The sequence below is a fragment of the Dubosiella newyorkensis genome (assembly GCF_001945605.1).
Classification (GTDB): Bacteria; Bacillota_I; Bacilli_A; order Erysipelotrichales; family Erysipelotrichaceae; genus Dubosiella; species Dubosiella newyorkensis.
The window spans coordinates 36,539-57,299 of sequence record NZ_MPKA01000021.1; the positions used below are offsets into that span (position 1 = coordinate 36,539).

The following is a 20,761-nucleotide window of genomic DNA, read 5'->3' on the forward strand; positions in this document are numbered from 1 at the left end:
ATTACTCTGCCCTTTATTGAATTATTCTTTTTCTAAAGCAAGCGTGCGTGTCGTTAGATCGCAAACTTCGCTTGGTCCATAATATTGGATCGCTCCTGGGAATACGAATGCTGTTTCCACTGCCCATTTGTCGCGGTTATCTTCGAAGAACTTGAATGGTTTTCCATCGAGTTCAACAAGCGCCTTGCGAATAACTGGCTTATCCTCTCCATGACGGCGTTCGATGTTCATCATTTTCGTGATCGGCATTCCGCCAGCTACCCATTCTTCTGCAGGCTTAGACAAGTTGGAGATCTTTGAAAGATATCCATTGAAACCATATTGAATAAGCATCGCTGCGTTATAGCCTAACGAATAGCAATAGTCGGCGTCAAAGTTCGATGGGAACGCGCAGCGTCCTTCGTATCCGAAGAAGTGATGCAGCGGATTGAATTTACCCGTGTATGTTCCTTTTTCTTTGCGTTCTTTCAATTTATCCGCAACAAGAGCCGAGAAAAGCTTTTCGGATTCGATCAAAGAAACTTGAACGTTTCCATGTGGATCGCGTTCCAAGAAGAGCTGTTGCTGGATCGTTTCAGGTAAGATCTTGAACACATCCATCGCTTCTTTGCTCAAGCCGTTTTCGATAAATTCATATTTCTCTTTCCAAGTCGGTAGCGCGTTGAACGCTTCCGCTTTTTCTCCAGCCAAGAGCTCGTTGATCTCGGCGATCAAAGCGGAGAATTCCGGAACGAATTCAACAACACCTTCTGGAATGATCGCAACACCAAAGTTTTCGCCATTGGCAGCGCGTTTTTCTACTGAATCCGCGATATAATCAGCGATCTGCGAAAGCGACATCTTCTTGGCAGCGACCTCTTCGGAAATCAAGCAAATATTTGGTTGCGTTTCAAGCGCGCACTCTAAAGCTACGTGAGAAGCCGAACGACCCATCACTTTGATAAAGTGCCAATACTTTTTCGCCGAATTGGCATCCCGTTCGATGTTCCCAATCAATTCGCTATATGTTTTTGTCGCAGTGTCAAAACCGAACGAACATTCGATATCTTCGTTTTTCAAATCGCCATCGATCGTTTTTGGACAACCGATTACTTGCACACCACTGTTGTTGGCCGCGAAATATTCCGCCAATACGGCAGCGTTCGTATTGGAGTCATCCCCACCGATGATCACGATCGCGTCAATACCATGTTTTTTGCACACTTCAGCGGCAATCGCGAATTGTTCTGGCGTTTCAAGTTTTGTACGTCCAGATCCGATGATATCAAATCCGCCTGTATTGCGGTATTCATCGATATAATCATCAGTAAAGACGATAAAGTCATCTTCGATCAGACCGCTTGGACCATTCTTGAATCCGATCAACTCATTTTCAGGATTAGAAGCTTTCAAAGCGTCATAAAGACCGCTGATGACATTGTGTCCGCCTGGGGCTTGGCCACCAGAAAGAATAACTCCGACTTTGCGTTTCTTCGTTTCAGCCGTGTTCTCTCCTTTTTCAAAAGTGATCTCGTTCTTTCCATATGTGTTCGGGAAGAGAGCTTGGATCTTTTCTTGATCCGCTACACTTTGTGTAGGTTCCCCTTCTTTCACACTGATTTCTGAAATACCGTTTCTCAGCATCCCAGGCAGCTTTGGTTCATACTCGTACCGTGCCTTTTGCAAAGGTGAAATTTTCATAGTAATATCTCCTCTTTTTTTCGTCTAAATTATAAAATAGCCAATCCAAAATGTAAATGATATCTGAAATCGAAGCGCTCCCAAAAAAAAGAAACGCGAAATTTCGCGTTCCTTTTTACGCTTCCGTTTGTCTTGAAGAAGCAAATCTTGATAAAAACTGACGTGTTCTTTCTTGTTTAGGGTGCTCGAACAATTCATTCGGATTCCCTTGTTCGGCGATCACACCCTTATCCATAAAGATCACACGGTCGCTGACATCTTTGGCAAACTGCATCTCGTGAGTGACGATCACCATCGTCAACCCTTGCTTCGCTAAAGATTTCATGACATCCAGCACGTCCCCGACCATTTCTGGGTCAAGGGCGCTTGTCGGTTCATCGAATAGAAGGACTTCCGGATCCATGCAAAGTGCTCTAGCGATCGCCACCCGTTGTTTTTGTCCACCCGAAAGACGCGTGCTGTCCGCATTGGCGAACGCTTCCATTCCGACTTGCTTCAAGGCAGCCATCGCTCTTTGTTTCGCTTCTTCCTTCGATCGTTTCAAAACTTTCGTCTGCCCGATCATACAGTTTTGGAGCACGCTCAAATTATTGAATAAGTTAAACGATTGGAAGACCATGAGCATCTTGGAACGATACTTCCCAAGATCCATCTTGGTATCAAGAATATTTTGTTTGTCAAATTTGATTTCGCCACCATCCGGGATCTCAAGCAAGTTGATGCAGCGCAGAAGTGTACTTTTTCCTGAACCCGAAGAACCAATGATCGTAACGACTTCTCCTTTATTGACATTAAAATCGATATCGTGTAACACGTGCAGATCTCCAAAGTGCTTTTGAAGATGGCGGATCTCAATGATTGGTTGTTCCATATTTCCTCCTTGTCAAGCACTCATATCCTTATGAGAGACTGTACTTGTCTTATTGATCTTACGTTCAGCGAAATTCAAGAGCGCGGTCGCGCCAGTCGTCAAGATCAAATACAAGATCGCGGTCACAAAGTATACTTCAATATAACGGAATTGAGAACCCGCTACTGAAACGGCCTGGAAATATAATTCCGTTACCGCGATGGCGTTGAGCATACAAGAATCCTTGATATTGACGATCAGCTGGTTTCCAATCGATGGGAACGTATTTTTGATCGCCTGCGGCAAAATGATATGCATCATCGCTTGATAATTGGATAAGCCAAGCGATTTCGCCGCTTCGATCTGTCCACGATCGATCGACTGGATCCCTGAACGAATGATCTCCGCCATATAGGCTCCTGTATTGATCGAGATGATGATCATGCCCGCGCTAATTGGCGTCCAATTAAAGACAGGACGCAGCAGATAGTAGATAAAGAGCGCTTGGACCATCATTGGCGTCCCACGGAACACCCAAATATAAAAGCCAGCGATCGCTTGAAAAAATTTGATTATTGCTTTTTTCCATGGCTTATCTAGCGGATCTTCAGGAAGGCCGCGGATCGCTCCTACGATCAAACCAATGATCAAGCCCCCGATCGTACCAACGATCGCAAACGATACTGTGATCTTGATCCCATACCAAAACATTGGCCAGTTTTCGAGGAACATCTTCCAGCAATAGGCAAAATCGAGACGCATCGAGCTTATTCTCCTGCTGGCGCAGTTTCAACCGCTTTTTTCATATAGTCGTTGCGTGTATCTTTCGAGATCTTATCAAGAGCATCCTGCACGCTATCGAACGACTCAGTTCCTTTCGTGTTGTTTTTAAGACCGATCGAAACGGTTGTATCGACATCGAAGCCTTTTCCATCTTCGAATTTGACGATCGTAAGATCAGGGTTGCTCGCTACCACGCCTTCAGCCACAGGCATTTCAGCTGTGATCCCGACAGCATCCCCATTTTGTAAAGCAACGACAAGTTCAGGGTACGTAGCCTTCGGTGTAACATGATCAACGTTTTCAATTTGGTCGATCACATCGTCATAGTTCGTATTCTTTTGTCCGATCACTTTCTTGCCGGCAAAGTCTTGGATCGAGGTCGCTTTTTCTTCTTCGCTTCCTTTTTTGACGATCATGACCATTCCATCGGATTCATAGTATGGTGTCGTAAAGTCGATTCCTTCTTCACGCTCTTCGTTGGCTGTCATTCCCGCGATGATCGCGTCGATCTCTCCAGATTCGAGCGCTGGCTGCAAGCCATCCCAAGCGATCTTCTTGACAACGAGCTCTTTTCCCATGTTGTCGGCAATGTCTTTGGCCATCATGATATCGTATCCATCGCAATAGCCCATACCGCTGCCTAGATCCACACTTGTTTCGGTCTCGCTCGATGTCTGCCAGTTGAATGGCGCGTAGCCACATTCCATTCCAACTTTGAATTGATCATTCGAATTTGAGGATGCATCAGAAGATGAAGAGCATCCCGTCAAAAGAAGCGCGAGCGCTCCTGCGCTGAGTAAAGCTTTTTTCATATTTTCTCCTCCTAAAACGATAAAGAAAAAGCTGCGTGTTATCCAACACCCAGCTACTGCAATTCATGTTGATAACGCCTCTTCATGATTGAAGGAGTGCATCAGGTCTTTCCTGATGCCCCAAGAAACAAAACCGCCACTTTGATTCTTTCGGCGATGGTTGCCTTTCCGTTTTTTCTTCGCATGCCTGCTCGAAAACGTACTCATCTGCATCGCTACCTCTATCTTTATCTGTTCATAATATACAAACAATTATAAGAGTCTATATTTTTGAAGTCAACACTTTCCACGCTTTTCCAAGCAACGAATCAAGATCGTACACCATAGGGATCGATGGAAAGATCGTGATCATTCGCCAAATATAGTAGACCAACATTCCAATGACCCAAACCCATAGCAAGAAGTTGAACGCTTTTTTTAGATCCATGCAATAAAAGCAAGTCAACAGCAAGAAACAAAAAATCGTAGGGATCAACATCGCATGATAGGTCAATGAGCTTTCCAGATTTCCATTCATGAAATAATAGAGCGCCGTGGTCATATTGCATCCAGGACATGGTAAACCTGTCAACGACTGAAATGGACACGAATAATGGAAAAACAAGATCATCAGTCCTAAGGCGCCATAAGCGACCACGATCATTTTTATTTTTTTTTGCATAATGAAAAGAGAATATCTTTGGATACTCTCTTTATTCTCCATAACGTACGATCGAATTGATCGAATCTTGAAGGATCGCCATCGAAATGATCGGGGCCAAGCAGCCTAAAATCGCAAGCAAAGCGGAATTGTCTCCAACTGGATACTTGGAATGAAGGCGAGAAACACTTTTTCCCGCTTTATAGAAAAAGTAGATTTGATATAACCCGCAGGTCACGATCGTCAGCAAGACAGCCATCATTGGATCCATGCTCATCGGCTCGTTTTGAGAAACCTCGAGTTCGTTGATGTCTTTTGCCATCAAGTAAAGCCATACAAATTCGTAGATCCCGCATGTAACGATCGTCAACAAGATATTCAAGACAATGCTTCTTTCTCTAATCGGCGCGATTCCACCATTTGTTCCATAATTCGTATTAGCACTATACGAATACGATTCTTGACTTGTCGTTTGCGGCAAATAAGAAGACAATTCGCTGTTCTTCAACAAGATCCAATCTTCCATTCCTGTTTTCCAAACATACGTTGTCGCTTTTAATGTTCCATTTTGAACAAATTCGATCATCTGCGACTTTGGGAATGGTCCTGTCGAAGCGTTATTGGATACATAATACCAATCCGCTTCTTCTTGAACGCTATCTTCCTCGATCACATCGACGCTTGGCTCTTCGGCTACGATCACTTCTTTTTCCTCTGTATCTTGAAGATTCGCCCCGCAATTGGTGCAGAATTTAGCTCCTTCTTCATTTTCATGATTACAATTGTTACAAATCACAATGAATCCCCCTTTTCGTCATAAAAATATTATACACACAAATACAATTTCTTACAAATATAGAAGAAATTAATCTTTTTTGTGGGAACGTTTAAGTTTGAAAGCGAACAAGAGGATCGCAGCAAGCGCTACAAACCCGATCGTGATGTACAGACCTTCGTTCGTTTTTGTAGCCGTGTTGGCCGCATCGACTTTTGTAGGATCCTTTTTCGAATCGTCCTTATTCGTATCGGCAGATCCTTTAGAATCTTTTTTATAATAGACATTGATCGTGACATCTTGAGCGATTGCATCGCCTTTGACTTGTCCTTCCGTCTTCACGTGCGTATAGCCGTTGATCTTGATTTGATCAAATCGAGAAGCATCCCAATCGCTGCCTTGGACAAGACCAGCGATCTTATTGGCATAATGGATCGACTTATTCGTTTCCTCATCAAGATAATTGACACGTACATAATATTCATTGATTGGCTGAATATAGATATCAACACTTTCATCCTGCTTCATCACAAGACTCTCCTCTTTTGGAAGCTCTACGATTTTATATCCTTCAGGAAGATGTGCTAAAGCGATCGTTTTCAAATCGACTTCTTCATTTTCCTTTTGATCTTTTAAAGGAACCGTCGCGATATCTTCTTCATTCACCGCGTTGATATATCGAAGCGACAACGTATATAGATTGACTTCTGGCTCTTTCTTTTGTTCCTGCTGTTTCATCACTTGAATGACAAATTCAAGATCCTGCTGGATCGTTCCACTCGTTCCTTGTTTGTTCGTTTCCGTGATTTCCTGGATCTCATAGCCTTTTGGAAGCATCGCTTCGATCTCCGGTTCAATGTCGTATTCAGCCTTTTCATCGAGCGGTCCCACACTTTTTTGAACGAGATCCTCATTATTTTCAGCATCGATCATCCGAATCGAGATCGTATACTGTTTCGTCTTGGCCTCTTCTTGGCTGGATTCTCCTTCATTGGAATTTTCTGACGTCTCTTCTTTTTGGGCTACATCGAGTTTGGTTCCGATCTCAAATCCATTTTTTTCTAGATCGATCTTGGAATCCAGATCGACATAGCTGCCCAATACGACATTTTCCGTGTTGCGGACCGTGATATTAGAGGTATCTAAAACCGTATTGACATCTGTAAGGTTTTGATAGGCGCCTTGATTTCCATTGACTTCAAGAGTGGAGCTATCGATCTTCATCGTATTGTTTTTCAATGAAAGACCAAGTCCTTGGTTGTCGTTCAATGTCGCGCTGCCTTCGTTTGTGATCTGCCAGTTTCCGCCCTCGATCCCTGCTTGATTGCCTTTCACTTCCAGTTTCGAATCCTTCAAAGCGATCGGTGTCGCGTTGAGAACCATCGCTGTGCCCGCATTGTTTTCGATGACAATATCACTCGAGTTTTCAAAATAGATCGATCCCGTGCTTTGTCCGTTCGCGAAGAGCATCCCTTCTTCGCTTTGTCCTTCTTGGATATCGATTTTCGTTTCGTCCATGACAACTTTTGCTTCATAGACACTCAAAACAGGCGCTTTTTTTGTTTTGACTGCTTGTATAGTGGATTTTAAGAACGTCACATCGCCTTGATAAGCGCCGATCGCTCTTCCTTGATACCCATCGATTTCAAAATCGCAGCCATCAAATTCAATCATTCCATCCTCTAAATAAAGCTCGCAATCCATCGGGGAGTTTTCTCTTTGTTCGCCTTGAATCTTGAACGTGCAATTTTCAAACGTGACGTTTCCGTTAACAAGCACTTTTGAATAGGTCTTCATTTCTCTTGAATTGGGATCGGCCTCCGTATTGGTCTTTCCGGACAATTCAAATGTGCAGTTCTTTATCGTGATCGGGTCTTTCTCGCTTCCGATCTTGAGAAGCGATTTCTCGTCGAGCTTGAATGTCTTATCTTGCATATCTTGCGCGATCTGCTCGATCGATACCGACTCCTTTGTTTCCTCTTGTTTTGGATCTTCGCCATTCTCTTTGGCGTATAAATACGCTGTATTCGGTAAAAGCATAGATAAAGCGACCATAGATGCTATCATTTTTCTATACATAAGTAGACCTCCGTTCTATCTCCATTATAGCATCCCCATAAAAAAAGGATGCTTGTGAACATCCTTTACTTTTCTTTGATCACGATTTCTTCTTGGCTTTTGAAGATCGTGTGTTCTGGAACTTGACCGCGTACTCGAGAAAGTGGATACACATTCGTATTTCTTCCGATGATCGTTCCTGGATTCAAAACACTATTGCAGCCCACTTCGACATGATCGCCCAACATGGCTCCCATTTTTTTCAATCCCGTTTTGATTTCCTCTTTCCCATTTTTCATCACTACAAGAGTTTTATCCGATTTTACATTGGATGTAATAGAACCAGCCCCCATATGAGAATAATACCCAAGAATGCTGTCGCCTACATAATTATAATGCGGTGTCTGTACATGATCGAATAAGATCACGTTTTTCAATTCTACCGAATTGCCGACCACGCAGTCAGCCCCCACTAAGGCACTCCCTCGAATAAAAGCGCAATGGCGAACCTCCGTGTTCGGACCGATAATACAAGGCGCTCCTAGAAAAGCGGTTGGCGCGATCTTAGCGCTAGGATGGACCCAAACATGCTCCTGAACTTCTTCATAGTCTTCGAGCGTTTTTCCTAGATCCAAAATGAGCTGCTTGATTCCTGCAAGCGCTTGCCATGGGTAGGTGAATTGTTGAAGATACTCTTTTGCGAGAGTGTGGTTTAAATCGAATAAATCATTGATCGTATACATTATTGTTCCTCTTTCTTTTGTTCTTCGAGCGACATGAGAGAGCGTACGAAGCGCCCATTCGCTTCGTCTAAGCTATGTTGCGCGTCTTTGCATGCGTTGACTTGTTTGGAATGCAGCATTTCCAGCGCATCCAAGTTTTTACGGAGCTCGATTTTTTCTTCTTGGAGAGCCTCGATTTCTTTTTCGATCTTTTGAACACGCGATTCGAGCTTGCCTTTTTCCATGTCAAAATGTTTTTTTGCGTTCTTTTCGTGATGGAGCCTGTTTTCAGCGGATTTTAACCGATCCATATTATGTGCGACCTGTACATAATGTTCGAGTTCTTTTTTGACCGCTTCGATCTTGCTTGGATCGATCCAGCCCGCTAAACTCGTATCGTCTTTGCTTCCCCGCTTCGAGATCTCAGGAAGAAGATGAGCGAAATAGCTTTGGATCTTTTCTTGATCGAGATCTTTGATCTCTAAACAAAGCTCGCCAAAAAAGGCTTGCAGATGAATAAGATCTTGGAACGATTTATCGATCCCGTCGCTCGCGATCATGATCGCGACCGGATCGGCTTGTCTTCGATCGATCCATACATAGCGCATTCGTCTGCTCGCATCCTTGTCGCATAAAGAAGTAGTGATATTACGAATACATAAAGCATCGTCAGGCATTGGTTGGTATAAAAAGCCGTTTTGATCCACGCAAATACAGACCCCATCCCCTTGTTGGAGGATCAAAATATAGTTTTCGGTGATCAAAGCGCTTAGAAGAGTTGTTCCATAAATATTGGTCAAATACATTCCCTTTTGATAAATGGAAGAGAGCGTCTGGGCTCTTTGATACTCTTCTTCCCGGATCGGGAACGCTTGAATATCCGCATAGACATATTGATTCCAATTGTCGACGATATCTTGAATCAAAGAACGAATCAGCGCTTCACGGTCTTCCTCGTTCTGAAGCACATGATCAAGATCGTATTTGTCCACAGTTTGTGCAAAGAGCTTTAGATTTTGGATCGCGACATCGACTGCCAAGCTCGATCCTACTTCGCTTCTAAAGCATTCTCGCGCTCCATGTCCATCGGCGATCGCGATGATTTGATATGGATCATTCTGCCAAAGATCGACGGAATCTTCGTTCGCGAGATCCATTTGGATATGTTTATATCCCGTTGTCGTATGCGCAAAAAGGGTGTTCTTATTCACAATATCATCCTTTCTTCAATTTTTATCGCATCTATCGTATTATACTTGATTATGAAAAATTGTGGAAACAAAATCAAATCCCATGAACAAAAAAAGCACTTTTTTTTCAGTGCTTTTCATTCGTATTTTCAATATTATTGATTTTCCATTGTCCATCTTCTTGTTTTAGAGTGAACTTTAGATTTGTTTCAGTGTCTGGAAGATCCTCTAACGACTTTGTCATATTCCCGAAAACGAGCGCAGAAAGATCTTTATAGAGCTTCGCCTCCAATTCCTCTTGGGTATGTTCGGTCGCATACGCTTCTAAGCTTTCAGCATTTTCTTCCATATACGTTTGGACGCTGTTCATCAATTCCGTCTGCAAGGAATTCACATCGAAGGCTTCGCTGTCCTTTCCTTTTAACGTGATCAGAGCCGTAGCTTCCTTATTATCGATCTGAGTGGAGTCGATCTTATATTGATCAAAGGTCTTATTCATAAAAGCGCTCACGAATTTTCGAGCCTCTTTGTCAAAATCCTCTCCTAGATCCATGTTGACGAGCTGATCATCGAGCTGTTCATAAAACGCGGTGAGATTCATGCTCACATCCGCATCCTCAGAAAGGAGGGCGTCCGCCTCTTTATAGTCTCCATTTTTACAATCGGTCAAATAAGACTGCACGACTTCTTGAACCGCTTTTTGTTCCTCTTCTTGATTGGAGCATGCGCTCAAAGTAATGATCATAGCAAAAAACAATAAACACGATAACAATCTCTTTCCCATACTGTACCTCTTTTCGAGCTCAGTATAGCATAGTTTTTAACGGTTCCGGCCAACTTTTTCATATTCTTCTTCCAAAACAAAGCGGAAATTGAATTCTTCTTCGTTTTGAAGGCCAATATAATAAAGAACACGGATATCTTTATGATCGAACAAATACATTTTTGTCGAATCGATCATCCCTTCCGGCCACAATACGGCAGCATAATCATAGATCTTGCCACTTTCCTTGCTTCTTTGAAAACGACCGATGATCATGATCTTCTTATCCCCATTCTTTAATGTGACGACACTCCCTAAAGGTAATAATTCTGGCATCTTCATCGTCTTCCTCCTTTCATTAATATTTGATGTTGATCTTCCAGCCTAGACCTGCGATAAAGCCAAGCTTACTCCCAAATTCCCATTCCCGGTTTTTATGCGAATAGCTCACATCCGCTCCTGCGCTCATTAAAGAAGCGCTGCCAGATAACGTGATCGTCGCTCCAAACAAATGAAAGCCTAACTCCGCTTCTCCTTCCAAAGCCGCAACATGACCTGAAAGCTTTAAGGTTTGCTCTTTTGCGCTCAGACACACTTGGCCGACTGCTTTCGCGCTTCCTACATTGACGCTCGCTTTGCTTGTTGCATACACTTTTCCTTTCCCTAGCTTCGCATGGCTTGTTAAAGAAAGGAGCGAAAGCGAAATCTGTCCACGCAGATCTAAGGACGGATCGAATTTCTTATCGTTCCAGATCCCTAACTCAAATTCACCTTCCACTTTCGCATTCCCTACATTCGCTTCTAAGCTATGCGATAGAAATTCATTCGAGTATTTATTTTCAACTTGCATATAGTGGATGGAGGCGCTCGCTTCACCTTCGATCGGTCGGCCCCCTTTGCGAAGCAAAGAAGACATATGCGGATCAAACGAGGCGCTCGTGCCCGTCTTGAACACGTTCGAGCTCACGCTCACTTTAGGAAGCGATCTTCCTTCAAGCGCTTCCGCTTCATTTGCAATCGTTAAAAAATATTGTCTTAAGCGCTCGATTGCCGCCAAGATTTCTTGATGCCTTTGAGCTAGAGAAGGATGCAGAAAATAAAGATAGGTCCGCACTTGATGGATTTGGCTTGCGAATTGTCTAGAAGAGTTTGTCTCGATATCCAAGAGCATCCATCTCCTGTCTTTGTAACACGATCAAGCCTTGGATCTTAGCGAACGATTTCGATACATACCATCGCTCATTATCGCTTAAAAAACTAGGAATCGATTGAGCGAGCCGATCCAGCTGATTGGCCATTTGATCATAGACAAAATATCCCCTATGCATGGAAAGCATTCTCCATGATCGTTTCATTTTCCTCGTAAGCAAGGGCTGTCTGGCTTAAATAATTCGCGTGATTTTCGATTGTCTGCACATAGGTGTCAAACACTGGATGCAGTCTAGAAAACTCTTCCATCAATCTTGAGGAAGCCGGCGAAGTCCAAAACGATTGAACGTCGTGCATTTTAGCTTCGATTGAGAGAAAGATCGCGTTCATCTCTTGTTCCATATTTTTGAGCTGGGCTGCGTATTGTTGTAGATCGGCCGCGCTGATTTTTAATTGTGACATCGTTTTCTTTCCTTTCTACAGATTCCTTGCTTGAGCAAGACGATTTTGTTGGAGCTGTTCATAACTCGAAGCGCATGTCTTCAACACATCGCTATAAGACTGTATAACGTAGACTAACTTTTTTAGCTCTGGCTGAAGCGCTTGAACGTGTTCAATAAAAGCATCGTTGTCGCTTCCCGACCATATAGAAGAGGTTGAAAGCATGTGCTGATTGATCCTTTGGATCATAGATTCGTACTCCAAAGCTTGGCTCGCTAAGCTTTGGCCCGCTTGATGAAGTTCTTGATAGTTGACTTTGATATTCATAGTACCCTTTCAATAGACGATCAAATGATCGCCATGCTGCACGACTTCTTCATGAAATGAAGAATACAAGATTTGAGTCGTCTCTAAAACGACTACATTTTTAAAAACCGATGTCTCATAGAGACGATTCCATTCAAGAAGAAAGTGCTGGATCTTTAGCTTTGGATCGATCAAAACAAGCTGATATTCTTGTTCATAGACGCACTTGATCCACACATAGAGCTCATTCATAAATATGAAGACATGCTCCGCAATCGATCGACTCCTCTTGAAACAAGATCATTTCATACGGTTCTAAGATCGATCGCTTATGAAATGTATACGCATAGTCATTGAAGCCAGCTCCAAACCAAGCTAGATCCATGTTTTCGACCAATTTCGTATCCAAAAGCGTTCCCTCTTGGATCTGGATGATCGAAACGTCCGCCCTTTCATCGATTCTGCCAACACAAATGTCCAGGACCGGATCTTGAGCGCGCCAGATCTGCATCAAATAGAACAGATCCTCTTCTTTTTTTGCTTGAGCATAGGCGATCAAGAGCGGTCGCTTACGCTGCCATACGAGAGGAAGACAATCGCTTCCATAGCCCAGCACGTAGCTGGAGAAATAGTTCTTCGCCTGGGAAAGCGTAAACATTTGATCGATTTGAGGATACGGCGCGGCAAGGCTGTTTTGGTTTTCAGCTTGGCTCCAGATCCCGCTGCAGATCGTCTGTTTATACGCTAGATTCATCATTGGAAACTCCTTTCTAGAGATCTTATAGGTTTGCATGAAGGCGCGAGCGTGATCGATATCATAAAACGAGGACAAGATCCGGTATGTGAACAATCGATAAAGCTCTTCGTTTCGCGCTTCGTACGAGGAAGTCAAGCAATATATTTTTAAGAACGGAATATTAACGATTCGTTCTACGTCTTTTGTGCCAAATACGACCAGCGTGGCTCGTTTCTTCTCCTTGAGCAAAAAATAGAGCGATTTCCATTCAAAGTTTTTGTGCAGGATATAGACATCTGTTTCATGTGCGCAAATCGAATCGACGATCTTTTCTTGCGCTTCATGACATAAAATCAGAGCCGATTGTCCATAGGTCAGCTTCGCTTCATAGACTTTTTTTTGCTTCGGCCAATCCAATAGCCAAAGCGAAGAAAAGGAACATTCGCCTAACATCGGCATTACGATCGATATAGAGTCTTCTTGGCGCGCCTCGACTTTCTTTCTGACCCAGTTAAGAAGGCTTTCTTGTTTGAGGTCTTGATTTACGTAGCGGATCGAATCGAGACAAGACGAAGATGAATGGATATAAAAACTTCTTCCTTTCACTTCCTTGTCCCGACTTCCTTCTTGAAGAATAAATTCTCCGGCACGATTTAAACGACTCGCCCCCTCATGCATGAGCATTTCCCGGGAGTCGGCTGCTGTGTGTACTTTTAAACAGATCCGATATTTAGAATTGCTCACGATTTGTTCATCCACGATCCCAGCTGGCTTTTGCGTCGCCAGGATCAAATGGATCCCTAAGGAACGGCCAATGCGAGCAAATTCCTTCAAATCGCTCATCGCATCGGGGAAACGAGATTTTAATTGAGCGAACTCATCGACTACGATCCATAAATGGGCCATTTTATTTCCTTGTTCTCGATACGCATGAATATTGGCCGGCTTCCCGCTCTCTTCTTGAAAACGTGCCAACGCGACTTGCCTTTCCTCGATCTCTGCTTGCAAGGAAAGTAGAAAGCGTTCCATCCCCTCTGTCTCAAGATTGGTGATCTTTCCAGCGCAATGCGGAAATCCATAAAAAGCCTGACCGAAAGCGCCTCCCTTGAAATCGATCAAAATATATTGGAAATCCAAGGAAGAATACGTGTAGGTACCAAAAAGAAGGAGGCTGGAGATGAATTCAGATTTTCCCGAACCGGTGGTTCCCGCGATCAATAGATGCCCTTCCTGCAGATCGATCCAAATAAGTTTTCCTTTTTCAAGACCAACCGGAAACGAGTATGAACGGTTGGAAGAGCGAATATAGGCGTCTTTGATCGAGTCGTTCAACGGCAGAACGTCTCTAGCGTGTGTTTTTTTTTGAAGGAAGAAAGGTCTAGAGATGATGGAATCAAAAGGAAACTCGCTCTTTTTTAAAGAACAATACAGAAGGGTCCAATGTTCTTCTTGACAAAATCGTTCATCGAGAAGCGCTTCATCACTAGTCACGATCCAATACGATTCTGTTTTGGATAAAAGGATAGTCGCTTGTTCATAAGATCGTATCGAAAGATAACCCTCCTCGATGCAGAAGGAATCTAAAACCGAATAGGCAGGTTCTCTTTCTAAAAACACCCATTTGCTCGTCCGATTCGAAAGCGTGGAAAGATGATCGAACAAAGGCTCGATTTTTTCGCATTGGATCCAGACGCTTTGGCCTTTTTGAATTTCGCGAAAGATCGGAAGCTTCAAGTCAAGCTGGAGCAGCTGTTCTTTAGCATACGAGTACAACGGATCGTTTCGAGTTTGATAATTGACCTTCGGAAGACTTGGAAGAGAAAGAGGGATCCATTCAATTTGGATCGGGATCGTTTCTTGTTCAAGAGGATAGAGAGATAATTCTTCTTTAAAAGAATCGAAAGATTGTATGTATTGATGGAACGCTTTTTGGATTTCTTGGATCCTTTCTTCGATATAGTTCTGGTACATCGTATTACGATGTTCTTCTTGTTGTTTTCGCTTCCGTTTTTGAAGGCGGACGTTGAAGAATCCAAGGCTCAAAAAGGAAAATGACATGAGAAGTGTCGTGATCGACGAAAGAAGGATCGATGTGATCGTTTGTTTTTGAGCGAACACTTGGATCAAGATAGAGATCGTTGTCGAGAGAAAGATCATGATTGAAGGCGCGATCGATTGGATCAGGGAAATCGATTCAGACTCTATCTTTTGAAGAAAAGCTTCAAGAGGAGAAAAAGAAGGAAGTACAGGAGGCGAGATCGTCTGCTTCATAGGGATCGATTGAATCGTCAATGTGGAGAAAAGCTCTTTGGGATCCTTGAAAGAAAGATCGCTGATCAAAAATTTTGGATAATAAAAGATTGTGTGGATCGCAAAACAAATTTGATCGCCTTCATGAAGAGGTACGTTATGAACCACTCGTTTGCCATTGACATACGTTCCGTTTTTAGAATAATCGTAAAGAATTCCATTTTCGATCGTGAAATGGAGCAACGAGATCGTAGGATCGAGTTCGCAAAAGCTTTCTCGACCAATTTCGATTCGGTGTTCGAAAGCGCACAGAAAGAAAGATTCTACTTTTTTTTGATAGGAATAAGTGGTCGGTTCGGGTAGTTTTGTTTTTGATTTAGTATGGGTGCGATAGTATACCGTATGAATGTCGTTGTTTATTTGCCCCAATTTATCCATGTTCTAAACCAAGTGAAGAATGATTCGAAGGCGGCTTGCACTTGTTCCTTCCAAGTTGGTTTTCTTAGAATCAAGTTTTTCGAAACCACTTCTGTCGTTTTGTCATCATCATAGGTGACTTTGATCGTATTTTTAGCTTTCTTTGCCTTCACTTCAATATAAGGCGAGTTTATCGTGTCATATTGAATGTCCTCCTTTTGAATCACTTGATCGTTCCACTTCACGTTTTTGATTTCCTTCCCTTCTTTATAAGGTAAACGGACGCGGAGAGTCTTAGCCCCGTCTCCATCCTCGATCCGCTCCATTTTTTGATCAAAAAATAGAATCTCTTGTTTCGGTTCTGTTTTGTTCGGGATCTCTAGGAGCTTTTGAGGAATTTTGGGTTTTTGAACAGACGGGGGAGTCAAAACAAGGGGTGCAATCTTCGGTTTTTCGATCGAATCCTCTTTTACGATGGGCAGATATTCGGATTGTGGTGTTTCTTGCACGATTGGTTCTGGAATCGTTGGACGTTGTTCAAGAGGAAGAATGAATAGCCGTTGAGAAGATGTCCAAGTATTTCCATCCATATCGATCATTTCTATTTGTATATCGAATTCCTGGGATTCTGTCGTTGCTGGCAATGGAATCGAGAGCATATCCGAATACACTCGCTCATTGATTTTTACTTGAAAAGATTGAGGTGTTTGGCTTGTTTGAACGAATAATCGATCGTTTTCCCAATCGATGCTCGCATCCAGAGGGATAGGATCATAGCTGAGATTGATCCACTCGACTTCTTCAAGCAAATGCTTGGAGCGCAGTGTAAAAGAATTGATTCCATTTTCAAGCGTGGTCGTTTCCTCTTTGATCGGGTTTCCATTCTTCAAGATTTCAAGATCCTCTTGCTGCGTGATCGATATATTGTTTCCAGTCTGTTCATAGTCCGGAAAAATGAGAGGCCTGATCTCGAGAATCTTACTGCTTTCATTCCCGGCTTGATCTTTCAAATGCCATCGGACTGTTTTCATTTCTGGCTCGACGATCAATTCGTCGTTTTCATAAAGCACATCGTCGATATAGATCGCACACTCTTTCAGATCCGTATCTAAGATCGAATATGGAAGCGAAGTAGAACGATTTATATAAAGATAATCTTGGACGGGTAAAATAAGTTGAGGAGCCGATCGATCGCCAGTGATCGTTTGCACACCTTGTTCAAGGAGCTGATCTTGTTTGTCTTTGAGTAAAAATTCGAGTTCGAATGTTTGTGAAAGATGGATATCGATCCAATCTTGATCCCATTCTTTTCCATTGATCAAGATTTGACTTTTTTCGCGATCGACTTTTTCATGAAATTTTAGATCGATCCTTTCTTCACTCGTTTCGACTTCAATATACGTTGGTGGTGGAAGTGTTGGTTGCATAATTACCTCCTTCATGCAAATTCGGATGTAAAGAGCTGGAGCTGATCGCAAAGATCGATCAATTCTCGCCCTTCTTCATCCATCGTTTGGATTCTATCAAATGCGTCTGGTAGATACGTTTCTTTTTCCATGCTCGCGTACAATAAGATCAATTGAATATATCGCTTGATTGCTCGATCATGGACCTCTATTTTTTGGGCAAGTTCTTTTTGTTGATCGATTGATAAAACGATTTGATGTTCGATGCATATTTCGATCAAACGAATGAGATCATCTTCTTGCCCGAGCTCTTTTAAAAGAAGAAAGAGTTCACTGGGTTCGAAATCTTCATCTTTCCCTGCCTGCCATTTTAAAAATAAGACGTTTTGGGCATCGATCGAATGGGTGTCGATTTTTTCCAACCAATATCGGCAAAGGAGCGGATCTTTTGTACGGATCACTTCGTTTGTGAAATAGTTTTGTTCTTTTTCTTCAAGAAGGGATCGTTCGAGCTTTCCTTCTTCGATCCAGTGATAGAGCGGACGTCCTTGAGCGATATATTGATCAATCAAATTCCGCGGCTGAAATTGGCACAGTCCAAAAAACAAGACAGACAGAAGAAGGAACAGTGCCAAGATCTTTATTTTATTTCGACGTTGTTTATAACGCTTGCGGATCGCGTTGGTGCTCGTAAACTGCTTTTTGATCCAGGATCGTTGAACGATTTGATAAAAAAGCGGGCTAGCATAGGCTAGATCGTCTTTTATCGACTTTAAAGCCTTCGATTGGGAGGGAAGTTCTTGAGAGAAAACATAAATGGAAGAAGTTTTGGAAGGAATACAGCCATTGAAATCGATCAGTACAGGACTTCCATTCAAAACGAGTACATTGGAGGGTTTCCAATCGATATATAAGTACCCTGTTTGATGGAACGAATCGATCGCATCGAGCAATTCTAAAAGAAATCGGATCCGCGTTTTATAGGCTGGATTTTTTTCGAGCCACGTTTCGAGCGACTGGCCTTCGATCTTTTCTTCAATGATCGCAAGTGTGTTTTGTTCTTCGATCACATCGATCAAATGCGGATAATAGACACCTCTAAGTCTCGACAAGATTTCGATCTCCTGCAAATATTGATGCCTTAAGACAGGATCTTCTGTTTTGAGCATCGTTTTTTTTATCAATTCATTGCCTGTTTTTTCATCTTCTACGATCTCGACTTTTGAAAAATTCGTAAAGCAAACGATTTCTTTCGTTTTATAGCGGTTCATGAAATTCAAGCTGCTTGTTCCCAAAGACGATCTTCATTCCATTCTTTAAGCGCATCTTACGGATAACGCGCTTCTCGCCAAGAAACGTTCCATTCGCGGACTTGAGATCTTGAAGATAATACCGTTCGTTGGTTTTCGTGATCTTAGCGTGTTTTAATGAGACGCTCGCTTCTTGTAGGCGTATTTCACAGCTCATCGCTCTACCCACTATCATTTGTTCGAACATTAATTCGTATCGATCTTGGCCATCATACAAATATGCGCTTGTCTCTTGTTGAGGATGAAAAAGGATTTGAGTATGTTCGAATTCTGGTGTTCTAGCTTCTTCTTCTATAAATTCGATCGCTCGAGAACAATACGTTCCAATTTCTTCGCGAGCGATAAAACCGCTTTCACGCTTTTGAAGGTGATACCACTTCTTTGGAAAGTATTTTTTTTGAAGCATCTTCAAGCCAATGATCACATTGGGGATGGAAAATTCTTTTTGGCGCAGGCTTTGATATAAATAGCCGCTAATTTCATAGGCGCTGTTCGTTCGATAGCGTCTTGCAAGATCTTGGATGAATTCTTTGCATTCATCATGGCGGTACATCCAGCAGTCGAGCTGCAAAGGCAAAACGATAAATCCAAACTCTGTACCCTTTGAAGACACATAGATCGATTCTGTATCGAGAAGAACAGGCTTGTTCCGATTGACATTGATCGCTCTTTCTAATAGATCGATCAAAAAACAATAGCCTTCCTCTTCTTGAAAAATATATTGCTCCAAAAAATAAGAGAGCGGAACCAAATTTTGAAAAGAATAAGAGAGAATATTGGCCTCTAGGTTCGCCTCGATGCAATAGGCATCGGATCGGATCTTCTCAAGGATCGATGGATCGATCATTTCTTTTTGTTTGAGATGAATATAAAGTGTTTGATCGCGTTCAATTTTTTTGAGAATTTGTTCTTTCATAACGTCCCCTTTCTATGTGCCTCTTATTAAATACGACAAAAATTCAAAAAATGGTCCCAATTTCTAAAATTTTTTTATTTTTTTGTCTTATGCATACGTACCTATTTATTAATCTATATCTTATATGTTATTAAAATATATTTTTTTCATATAATGTATAGACAAATAAAAAGAATTCGTATATTATGAAGACGTAAAAAATGTATACCCTTTCAACTAGGATCCATTGGAAGGAAAGAATAAGGAGAGAATTTATGAAAAATTTGGATCGCTTTACCGAACCTTTGATCGAATTCGGTGCGAAACTTAACAACTTTAAACCTTTAGAGATTCTTCGCGACGCCTTCATGCTTGCGTTCCCGCTTACGATTTTTGGTTCGATCACGTTGATCATCGCCAATTTCCCATTCTTATCTCAATTGATCGGAGAAACGAATGCCGCAACATTGAATACGATGCTTGGGCCTGCTTCGACAGCAACGATGAGTATCGCAGCCGTCTTCCTATGCATGGGTATTGGGTATTATTATTCAAAATCAAAAGATTGTGATCCAATTTTTGGAGCCGCGATCGCACTTGCAGCCTTCTTGCTTGTCACTCCAATGTTCATGAATGTAGATTTGGAAAGCGGTGAGCAGCTTCTTGTCAGCAACGTCTTCAATATCGACCGCTTAGGTGCAAGAGGAATGTTCGTCGCTATGATCGGTTCTTATCTTGCCGCCTTCATGTATTGCTGGGTTACAGAGAAAAACTGGACGATCAAGATGCCTAGTTCCGTACCTCCTGCTGTTTCGAAATCATTCTCTGCATTGATTCCTGCTGTATTGACATTGACTGTCTTCTTATTGATCCGCATTGGTTTTGAATTCACGCCTTGGGGCAACGTGCATGATTTTATTTACCAAGTCGTTCAAGCGCCATTGACAAATTTGGGAAAAGGTCTTGGTGCTACGATCTTAGCGATCTTATGTATCCAGCTTTTATGGTTCTTTGGTTTGCATGGACAAATCATCGTCAACTCTGTGCTCGATCCAATCTGGAACACATTGACACTTCAAAACTTGGAAGCTTTCCAAGCAGGAACTCCAATTCCGAACATCGTAACAAAGCAATTCATCGAAATCTTCACTGTAGGTATTGGTGGTTCTGGTATGACATTGGCTGTCGTGATCATCTTGATGTTCTTCTGTAAGTCGCAACAATTGAAACAAATTGGTCGCTTAGCAGCGCCTGCTGGCATCTTCAACGTCAACGAACCCGTCATCTTTGGTATGCCGATCGTAATGAATCCTATGATCTTCATCCCGTGGATCGTAGCGCCAGTCATCAACGTGATCATCGTTTACTTCGCAATGTCTTCAGGACTTGTACCATATACAACAGGAATCACCGTTCCTTGGACGACGCCGATCTTCTTGTCTGGATGTCTAGCGACAAACTCTGTAATGGGTGGAGTGATCCAGCTAGTCGAACTCGTTGTGGTCGGAATTTGCTGGTTCCCATTCTTGAAGGCTTTGGATCGTCAAAACGTCAAATTAGAAGAAGAAGCAGAATAAA

Annotated in this window: 21 protein-coding genes and 1 riboswitch; of the genes, 1 reads left to right on the plus strand and 20 read right to left on the minus strand. The window is 42.4% G+C overall.

Going from position 1 to position 20,761, the window contains the following annotated elements; genetic code table 11:
- Window positions 1–21: 21 nt before the first annotated feature.
- From BO225_RS00485 to BO225_RS00590, 20 genes are all read right to left on the minus strand, one after another.
- A complete protein-coding gene (locus BO225_RS00485) occupies window positions 22–1,680 on the minus strand; it encodes a diphosphate--fructose-6-phosphate 1-phosphotransferase (protein ID WP_076340343.1) in 1,659 nt (552 codons plus the stop codon).
- 115 nt (window positions 1,681–1,795) lie between these two features.
- Entirely contained in the window at window positions 1,796–2,551 is a 756-nt protein-coding gene (locus tag BO225_RS00490) for an amino acid ABC transporter ATP-binding protein (RefSeq protein WP_076340344.1), read from the minus strand.
- 12 nt (window positions 2,552–2,563) lie between these two features.
- Window positions 2,564–3,292: an amino acid ABC transporter permease gene (locus BO225_RS00495; protein WP_076340345.1), complete on the minus strand. Its 729-nt coding sequence runs from the start codon at window positions 3,290–3,292 to the stop codon at window positions 2,564–2,566.
- 5 nt (window positions 3,293–3,297) lie between these two features.
- Window positions 3,298–4,125 carry a transporter substrate-binding domain-containing protein gene (locus tag BO225_RS00500; protein ID WP_076340346.1) on the minus strand — a complete coding sequence of 276 codons (828 nt, stop codon included), beginning with the start codon at window positions 4,123–4,125 and terminating at the stop codon, window positions 3,298–3,300.
- A gap of 64 nt (window positions 4,126–4,189) precedes the next feature.
- Window positions 4,190–4,357, minus strand: a riboswitch (Lysine riboswitch).
- A gap of 30 nt (window positions 4,358–4,387) precedes the next feature.
- Window positions 4,388–4,786: a DUF2752 domain-containing protein gene (locus tag BO225_RS00505; protein ID WP_158023761.1), complete on the minus strand. Its 399-nt coding sequence runs from the start codon at window positions 4,784–4,786 to the stop codon at window positions 4,388–4,390.
- A gap of 31 nt (window positions 4,787–4,817) precedes the next feature.
- Window positions 4,818–5,561 (minus strand): DUF4234 domain-containing protein, encoded by a 744-nt coding sequence (locus BO225_RS11955; RefSeq protein WP_083632019.1) that lies wholly within the window; start codon window positions 5,559–5,561, stop codon window positions 4,818–4,820.
- 69 nt (window positions 5,562–5,630) lie between these two features.
- On the minus strand, window positions 5,631–7,619 hold the full coding sequence (locus tag BO225_RS00525; RefSeq protein ID WP_076340348.1) for a MucBP domain-containing protein: 1,989 nt from the start codon (window positions 7,617–7,619) through the stop codon (window positions 5,631–5,633).
- 65 nt (window positions 7,620–7,684) lie between these two features.
- Window positions 7,685–8,341 (minus strand): acyltransferase, encoded by a 657-nt coding sequence (locus BO225_RS00530; protein ID WP_076340349.1) that lies wholly within the window; start codon window positions 8,339–8,341, stop codon window positions 7,685–7,687.
- Complete coding sequence (locus BO225_RS00535; protein ID WP_076340350.1) at window positions 8,341–9,531, minus strand: PP2C family serine/threonine-protein phosphatase; 1,191 nt, start codon at window positions 9,529–9,531, stop codon at window positions 8,341–8,343. Before BO225_RS00535 ends, BO225_RS00530 begins: the two co-directional genes overlap by 1 nt.
- A gap of 106 nt (window positions 9,532–9,637) precedes the next feature.
- Window positions 9,638–10,294, minus strand: a complete 657-nt coding sequence (locus BO225_RS00540) for a hypothetical protein (protein ID WP_076340351.1) — start codon at window positions 10,292–10,294, stop codon at window positions 9,638–9,640.
- Between the two features lie 36 nt (window positions 10,295–10,330).
- Entirely contained in the window at window positions 10,331–10,615 is a 285-nt protein-coding gene (locus tag BO225_RS00545; RefSeq protein ID WP_233120256.1) for a DUF4176 domain-containing protein, read from the minus strand.
- Between the two features lie 16 nt (window positions 10,616–10,631).
- Window positions 10,632–11,438, minus strand: a complete 807-nt coding sequence (locus BO225_RS00550; RefSeq protein ID WP_143356713.1) for a hypothetical protein — start codon at window positions 11,436–11,438, stop codon at window positions 10,632–10,634.
- Complete coding sequence (locus BO225_RS00555) at window positions 11,413–11,601, minus strand: hypothetical protein (RefSeq protein ID WP_076340353.1); 189 nt, start codon at window positions 11,599–11,601, stop codon at window positions 11,413–11,415. Before BO225_RS00555 ends, BO225_RS00550 begins: the two co-directional genes overlap by 26 nt.
- The gene (locus tag BO225_RS00560) at window positions 11,594–11,884 is read right to left on the minus strand and encodes a WXG100 family type VII secretion target (protein ID WP_076340354.1); all 291 of its coding nucleotides are present in this window, start codon (window positions 11,882–11,884) and stop codon (window positions 11,594–11,596) included. The genes BO225_RS00555 and BO225_RS00560 overlap by 8 nt, the downstream gene beginning before the upstream one ends.
- A 15-nt stretch (window positions 11,885–11,899) precedes the next feature.
- Window positions 11,900–12,190, minus strand: a complete 291-nt coding sequence (locus BO225_RS00565; protein ID WP_076340355.1) for a WXG100 family type VII secretion target — start codon at window positions 12,188–12,190, stop codon at window positions 11,900–11,902.
- Between the two features lie 9 nt (window positions 12,191–12,199).
- Window positions 12,200–12,421 (minus strand): hypothetical protein, encoded by a 222-nt coding sequence (locus BO225_RS00570; protein ID WP_076340356.1) that lies wholly within the window; start codon window positions 12,419–12,421, stop codon window positions 12,200–12,202.
- Entirely contained in the window at window positions 12,414–15,593 is a 3,180-nt protein-coding gene (locus BO225_RS00575) for an FHA domain-containing protein (protein WP_076340357.1), read from the minus strand. Before BO225_RS00575 ends, BO225_RS00570 begins: the two co-directional genes overlap by 8 nt.
- Complete coding sequence (locus BO225_RS00580) at window positions 15,572–16,999, minus strand: hypothetical protein (protein ID WP_076340358.1); 1,428 nt, start codon at window positions 16,997–16,999, stop codon at window positions 15,572–15,574. Before BO225_RS00580 ends, BO225_RS00575 begins: the two co-directional genes overlap by 22 nt.
- A gap of 11 nt (window positions 17,000–17,010) precedes the next feature.
- On the minus strand, window positions 17,011–18,249 hold the full coding sequence (locus BO225_RS00585) for a protein kinase domain-containing protein (protein ID WP_076340359.1): 1,239 nt from the start codon (window positions 18,247–18,249) through the stop codon (window positions 17,011–17,013).
- Window positions 18,236–19,204: an FHA domain-containing protein gene (locus BO225_RS00590; protein WP_076340360.1), complete on the minus strand. Its 969-nt coding sequence runs from the start codon at window positions 19,202–19,204 to the stop codon at window positions 18,236–18,238. Before BO225_RS00590 ends, BO225_RS00585 begins: the two co-directional genes overlap by 14 nt.
- A 254-nt stretch (window positions 19,205–19,458) precedes the next feature.
- Between BO225_RS00590 and celB the strand changes: the two genes are divergently transcribed.
- On the plus strand, window positions 19,459–20,760 hold the full coding sequence (celB, locus tag BO225_RS00595; RefSeq protein ID WP_076340361.1) for a PTS cellobiose transporter subunit IIC: 1,302 nt from the start codon (window positions 19,459–19,461) through the stop codon (window positions 20,758–20,760).
- Window position 20,761: the final 1 nt, after the last annotated feature.

What these genes read in the sequence shown, in the direction of transcription:
- BO225_RS00585 (WP_076340359.1), bottom strand. Translation starts at nt 18,249, where the DNA reads ATGAACCGCTATAAAACGAAAGAAATCGTTTGCTTTACGAATTTTTCA.
- BO225_RS00555 (WP_076340353.1), bottom strand. Translation starts at nt 11,601, where the DNA reads ATGCATAGGGGATATTTTGTCTATGATCAAATGGCCAATCAGCTGGAT.
- celB (WP_076340361.1), top strand. Translation starts at nt 19,459, where the DNA reads ATGAAAAATTTGGATCGCTTTACCGAACCTTTGATCGAATTCGGTGCG.
- BO225_RS00560 (WP_076340354.1), bottom strand. Translation starts at nt 11,884, where the DNA reads ATGTCACAATTAAAAATCAGCGCGGCCGATCTACAACAATACGCAGCC.
- BO225_RS00570 (WP_076340356.1), bottom strand. Translation starts at nt 12,421, where the DNA reads ATGAATGAGCTCTATGTGTGGATCAAGTGCGTCTATGAACAAGAATAT.
- BO225_RS00590 (WP_076340360.1), bottom strand. Translation starts at nt 19,204, where the DNA reads ATGAAAGAACAAATTCTCAAAAAAATTGAACGCGATCAAACACTTTAT.
- BO225_RS00580 (WP_076340358.1), bottom strand. Translation starts at nt 16,999, where the DNA reads ATGCAACCAACACTTCCACCACCAACGTATATTGAAGTCGAAACGAGT.
- BO225_RS00525 (WP_076340348.1), bottom strand. Translation starts at nt 7,619, where the DNA reads ATGTATAGAAAAATGATAGCATCTATGGTCGCTTTATCTATGCTTTTA.
- BO225_RS00545 (WP_233120256.1), bottom strand. Translation starts at nt 10,615, where the DNA reads ATGAAGATGCCAGAATTATTACCTTTAGGGAGTGTCGTCACATTAAAG.
- BO225_RS00495 (WP_076340345.1), bottom strand. Translation starts at nt 3,292, where the DNA reads ATGCGTCTCGATTTTGCCTATTGCTGGAAGATGTTCCTCGAAAACTGG.
- BO225_RS00505 (WP_158023761.1), bottom strand. Translation starts at nt 4,786, where the DNA reads ATGCAAAAAAAAATAAAAATGATCGTGGTCGCTTATGGCGCCTTAGGA.
- BO225_RS00565 (WP_076340355.1), bottom strand. Translation starts at nt 12,190, where the DNA reads ATGAATATCAAAGTCAACTATCAAGAACTTCATCAAGCGGGCCAAAGC.
- BO225_RS00530 (WP_076340349.1), bottom strand. Translation starts at nt 8,341, where the DNA reads ATGTATACGATCAATGATTTATTCGATTTAAACCACACTCTCGCAAAA.
- BO225_RS00500 (WP_076340346.1), bottom strand. Translation starts at nt 4,125, where the DNA reads ATGAAAAAAGCTTTACTCAGCGCAGGAGCGCTCGCGCTTCTTTTGACG.
- BO225_RS00490 (WP_076340344.1), bottom strand. Translation starts at nt 2,551, where the DNA reads ATGGAACAACCAATCATTGAGATCCGCCATCTTCAAAAGCACTTTGGA.
- BO225_RS00575 (WP_076340357.1), bottom strand. Translation starts at nt 15,593, where the DNA reads ATGGATAAATTGGGGCAAATAAACAACGACATTCATACGGTATACTAT.
- BO225_RS00485 (WP_076340343.1), bottom strand. Translation starts at nt 1,680, where the DNA reads ATGAAAATTTCACCTTTGCAAAAGGCACGGTACGAGTATGAACCAAAG.
- BO225_RS00540 (WP_076340351.1), bottom strand. Translation starts at nt 10,294, where the DNA reads ATGGGAAAGAGATTGTTATCGTGTTTATTGTTTTTTGCTATGATCATT.